The organism is Acidithiobacillus sp. TH-A35 (assembly GCF_057473505.1).
Map to the genome: position 1 here is coordinate 1 of NZ_JBYCKR010000165.1, position 3,990 is coordinate 3,990.

Below are 3,990 nucleotides of genomic sequence, written 5' to 3' on the forward strand. Positions count from 1 at the left end.
TTTTGGCTGTCGGCCACCAACACGGCGGGATCACCGGGGCGGCGGGGCTGAACGTCGGCGGGAATGCGCTGGCCGGTAACGCGCCGGGCGGTATCGATGACCTCCTGCACCGAAAAGCCCTGACCGTTGCCCAAATTAAAGGTATTGCTTTCCCCTTCGGCCAGCAAATGCTCCAAAGCCAGCAGGTGCGCGCCGCACAGGTCCCAGACATGAATATAGTCGCGCACACAGGTGCCGTCTGCCGTTGGGTAATCGTCGCCGTAAATGGCTATCTGTGCCCGCCGACCGCTGGCCGCCTGCAACACGAGGGGGACTAAATGGCTCTCGGGATCGTGGCGCTCACCTAACTCGCCCTGCGGGTCGGACCCGGCAGCGTTGAAGTAACGCAGGCTGACGAAGCGCAGGCCGTAAGCGCGGTCGTAATCCGCCAGCATCTCTTCCACCATGCGCTTGCTGCGCCCATAGGGATTGATGGGGCGCTGGGGATGCTGCTCGTCGATGGGGGTATATTCCGGCTCCCCGAACAATGCCGCCGTGGATGAAAATATGAAGCGGCGCACGTTATGGCGGCGCATGGTTTCCAGTAGATTCTGGGTATTGGCGACATTATTGCGATAGTAGCGGGCGGGTTCGCGCATGGACTCGCCTACCTGACTGAGCGCCGCAAAATGCATCACGGCGGCAATGGGCGTCTCCCCGAAAATCCGTTCCAGCAGCGCGGTATCCGCCAGATCGCCTTCAAGCAGGCGGCCATAGCGGGCGGCTTCCCGAAAGCCCGTAGAAAGATTATCCAGGATGAGCACTTCATGCCCACTCTGGACGAGCATCTTGGCCATGTGCGAGCCGATGTAACCGGCACCGCCGACGACGAGGATAGGGTGCTTCATGCAGGGTTGTCCGATGCTTATGCGGCGTAGCGGAGGATTTCGAAGTATGGCTCATTCAAACGCACTTGCCAAAGCACGGCACGGTTTTCCGCTCAGAAGGGATCTTGGGCGTCAGTCCTCATCATGCCTCGTTTGATCAGGTATGATTCGGCGCAAAAAACCGTGACATCGCGATAGCCCAGGCGATGGCTTCGTGCGTGCCGCATTGCTATTGTCTCTGGCTACAGGCTACAATTCCCGAAATTTTTGCGGGGGTTGAAAACATGCGTTCTGATCTTCTGAAGGTGGTCGTTGCTGTAGCCGGAGCACTGACGCTGGCGGGCTGTGCGCACAACGTGGGGAGCGGGGCGCCCACTACGGCCGGTGCGGTGGCTCCCGCCCACTCTGCGGCTACGGCCGGTTATGCCGGCGAAGGCATCAACGGTCAGAACCTCAATGCCAACGGCCCCATCGGCGGGGGCAGCAGCGGCCTGACTGCCGCTGAACTGGCCGCCTTGCCGCAGCATTTGCGGGTGCATTTCGGCTTTAATAGTGGCTCCATGGATGCACAGGCCCAGCAGATTGCGACCCAGAATGCGCAGTTCATGGTCGCCCACCCGCATATCGAGGTTCGCCTGGAGGGGAACACCGATGATCGCGGTACCCAGGAGTACAATCTGGCCCTCGGCGAGCAGCGCGCAGAGACGGTGAAACAGTTCCTGGAATCCCAGGGTGTCAGCGCGGCGCGGGTCAGCACCGTCAGTTTTGGCAAGGACAATCCCTTGTGTACCACGAACGACTCTGTCTGCTGGGCAAAAAACCGTCGTGTGGACTTCGTTTACAGCGGTGGCTATAACGGCTGAACGCCAAGGAGCGTGTGCTGATGAAACGCTGGCATCTTTTTCCCGTCCTTTCCTTGCTATGCCTGAGTCCCTTCGCACAGGCCGAGTCAACCGGCGAGAAAGTGCTGCAGTTGCAACAGCAGATGGCGGTCATGCAGGGCGAACTGAGCAGCCTGGTGGCGGTTCAGCAGGCGAGCAAGGGCAGTCAAAGCGCGTTGGCTGTCCTGCTCGGGCGCACCCAGCGTCTGGAACAGGAAGTCCGCGATCTGCGCGGCGAACTCGACACCAAAACCCATGCCCTGCAAACCCAGCAGCAAGCTACTGGGGCCCAGGTACAGGCCCTGGCGGCGCAGCTTGCCGTGGCCTTGCCGGGTACGGCGGCAACCGCCAGCACCAGCAGCGCGGTCGGCAGTAGTGCCGACGTCATCAGCCCGGCCGCCGCGGTCGCTACGGCAGCGAGCAATACGTCCGCGCCCTCGGTCCAGGGTTTGGGGCAGGCCGATTATCAGCGGGCTTTCGATCTGTTGCGGCAGGGCAAGTACGGATCCGCCGTCACCGGGCTGCAGGGCTTTATTCAGAAATATCCGCAGAGCAGCCTGGTGCCTGACGCGTACTACTGGCTCGGACAGGCACAGTATGTGTTGGGCCAGAATGACGCTGCCCTGAAGAGTCTCCACACCGTGCAGGCGCGCTTCTCCCAAAGCAGCAAGGCGCCGGAAGCCATGTTGCGCATGGCGGAAATCTATCAGGCCATCGGCCAGCCCGGCAAAGCCCGCGCTGTCCTCGACAAGATCATCAAGCAATATCCGAGCACGCCATCGGCCCAGAAGGCGGATGCGCAGTTACAGGCGTTGCCCGCCGGAAAGTGATGGAGGGGCGACTCCGCATCACGGAAATCTTCCATAGCCTGCAAGGGGAAACCCGCAGTGTCGGGCGTCCCGCGACGTTTGTGCGTCTCACGGGCTGCCCCTTGCGTTGCCATTACTGCGATACGGCCTATGCGTTTCATGGCGGCGAATGGCGGCAAATCCCCGAAATTCTGGAACAGGTGCGCGCGGGGGGAAACCGGCTGGTGGTGGTGACGGGTGGCGAACCGCTGGCGCAAGCCGATGTGCTGCCGCTGATGACGCAGCTTTGCGATGCGGGCTATGAAGTCTTTCTGGAAACCAGCGGTGCCCTTTCGCTGGCGGGAGTGGATGCCCGGGTGGTGAAGGTGCTCGACCTCAAAAGCCCTGATTCCGGGGAGTGCGAACGCAATCTCTGGGAAAACCTGCCCTTACTCAACCCGCAGGACCAGATTAAATTCGTGCTGTGCAGTCGTGCCGATTACGACTGGGCCAAAGACGCGCTCGTGCGGGAAGCCTTGGCGGAACGCTGTGAAATACTCTTTTCTCCCAGCCATGGTGCGCTCGCCTTGCGCGAGCTCGCCGAATGGATACTCGCCGACCATCTGCCGGTACGCTTGCAGATTCAGTTGCATAAACTGATCTGGGGCGACCTGCCCGGACATTGACCATGCCGACGCCTGCCACACCTGCCATTGTGCTGCTCTCCGGCGGACTGGATTCCGCCACTGTGCTGGCGCTCATGCGCCGGGATGGCTTTGCCGTCCACGCCCTCTCTTTTGACTACGGGCAGCGGCATAAGGAAGAACTGCGCTATGCGGCACTGCTAGCGCAGTCCATGGGCGCCGCCAGCCATCGGGTGGTGCCTATCGATCTGGCGGCTTTTGGCGGCTCGGCGCTGACCGATCCGCAACTCAGCGTCCCCGAGACCGGCCTGGCGCCGGGCATCCCCATCACCTATGTGCCCGCGCGCAACACCGTCTTTTTGGCGCTGGCGCTGGCGCTGGCGGAAGTGCTGAACGCCAGGGATATTTTTCTGGGGGTGAACAGCCAGGACTACAGCGGTTATCCCGACTGCCGGCCAGAATTTGTACAGGCTTTTGAGGCGTTAGCGCAGGTGGCTACCCGCCTCGGCGATGCGGCCCGCGGGCCGCGCATCCATGCGCCGCTGCAGTTTCTCAACAAGAGCGAGATTATTCGTCTCGGCACCAGTTTGGGTGTGGACTACGGAATGACCCGCTCCTGCTACCAGCTCGATGCCGAAGGCCGGTCTTGTGGCCGCTGTGACAGTTGCCGCCTGCGCCGGGAAGGATTCCAAAAGGCGGGGATCGCTGATCCCACGCCTTATCAGGGTTCCTGAGCAAAACACCCGCCGCGCCGCCAGTACCGCATTTACCAAGTTTTTGCCACGGCACACTGCAGACCTCTCGACCTTGT

General features: G+C 61.6%; 5 protein-coding genes. 4 read left to right on the top strand and 1 reads right to left on the bottom strand.

The genetic code is table 11. From position 1 onward, the window contains the following. The coding region (gene galE / locus AC2VNK_RS05760; RefSeq protein ID WP_486883141.1) for a UDP-glucose 4-epimerase GalE at positions 1-887 on the bottom strand (887 nt) is incomplete at its 3' end. Between the two features lie 263 nt (positions 888-1,150). On the opposite strand from galE, the gene pal reads away from it, so the two are divergent. The 4 genes from pal to queC are packed head-to-tail and all read left to right on the top strand — an operon-like array spanning position 1,151 to position 3,913. After that, a complete protein-coding gene (gene pal, locus AC2VNK_RS05765) occupies positions 1,151-1,729 on the top strand; it encodes a peptidoglycan-associated lipoprotein Pal (protein ID WP_486883142.1) in 579 nt (192 codons plus the stop codon). A 20-nt stretch (positions 1,730-1,749) separates the two neighbouring features. After that, positions 1,750-2,577 (top strand): tol-pal system protein YbgF, encoded by an 828-nt coding sequence (gene ybgF / locus AC2VNK_RS05770; protein WP_486883143.1) that lies wholly within the window; start codon positions 1,750-1,752, stop codon positions 2,575-2,577. Further along, the gene (queE, locus tag AC2VNK_RS05775) at positions 2,577-3,221 is read left to right on the top strand and encodes a 7-carboxy-7-deazaguanine synthase QueE (RefSeq protein ID WP_486883144.1); all 645 of its coding nucleotides are present in this window, start codon (positions 2,577-2,579) and stop codon (positions 3,219-3,221) included. The genes ybgF and queE overlap by 1 nt, the downstream gene beginning before the upstream one ends. 2 nt (positions 3,222-3,223) lie before the next feature. Continuing rightward, positions 3,224-3,913, top strand: a complete 690-nt coding sequence (gene queC, locus AC2VNK_RS05780; RefSeq protein ID WP_486883145.1) for a 7-cyano-7-deazaguanine synthase QueC — start codon at positions 3,224-3,226, stop codon at positions 3,911-3,913. Positions 3,914-3,990 lie beyond the last annotated feature (77 nt).

Bases quoted from the DNA above. Each gene is read 5' to 3' on its own strand.
- pal (WP_486883142.1), top strand. From the start codon at position 1,151: ATGCGTTCTGATCTTCTGAAGGTGGTCGTTGCTGTAGCCGGAGCACTG.
- ybgF (WP_486883143.1), top strand. From the start codon at position 1,750: ATGAAACGCTGGCATCTTTTTCCCGTCCTTTCCTTGCTATGCCTGAGT.
- queE (WP_486883144.1), top strand. From the start codon at position 2,577: ATGGAGGGGCGACTCCGCATCACGGAAATCTTCCATAGCCTGCAAGGG.
- queC (WP_486883145.1), top strand. From the start codon at position 3,224: ATGCCGACGCCTGCCACACCTGCCATTGTGCTGCTCTCCGGCGGACTG.